A 434-nucleotide genomic window follows, 5' to 3' on the forward strand; every position below is an offset into this window, starting at 1 on the left:
GCGCAGATCATCGGCGGCATCGTCCGATGCGGTGCGCTTGCGGCGACGGCCGCGCCCTTCGCCACCACGGCTTTCGCCCTCGGCGACGACTTCTACGTCGGGTTCGGCACCGCCATCATCGTCGAAACGCTCGATCGACGCGTCATCGGCATCCGAATCGCGTTCGAATCCGTCATCTTCATGCTCGTCGTCGTGAAGATCGTCCTCGGCCTCCTGCTGGGCGCGCAACGCGGCTTCTTCCGCCGCATGCTCGGCCTCTTCGCGCAACAGCGCGTCGCGGTCTTCCTTGGGGATCTGGTAATAATCGGGGTGGATTTCGCTGAACGCCAAAAAGCCGTGGCGATTGCCGCCGTAATCGATGAACGCCGCCTGTAGCGACGGCTCAACGCGCGTCACCTTGGCCAGATAGATATTGCCTTTGAGCTGCTTGCGCT

General features: G+C 62.9%; 1 protein-coding gene. It reads right to left on the reverse strand.

Going from position 1 to position 434, the window contains the following annotated elements; genetic code table 11:
- Positions 1–434 (reverse strand): S1 RNA-binding domain-containing protein (locus tag AACY19_RS27445; protein WP_339454631.1); only part of this gene is annotated, 434 nt, incomplete at both ends.

The sequence above is a fragment of the Pseudomonas sp. EA_5y_Pfl2_R50 genome (assembly GCF_963970475.1).
In the GTDB taxonomy this organism is placed as follows: domain Bacteria; phylum Pseudomonadota; class Gammaproteobacteria; order Pseudomonadales; family Pseudomonadaceae; genus Aquipseudomonas.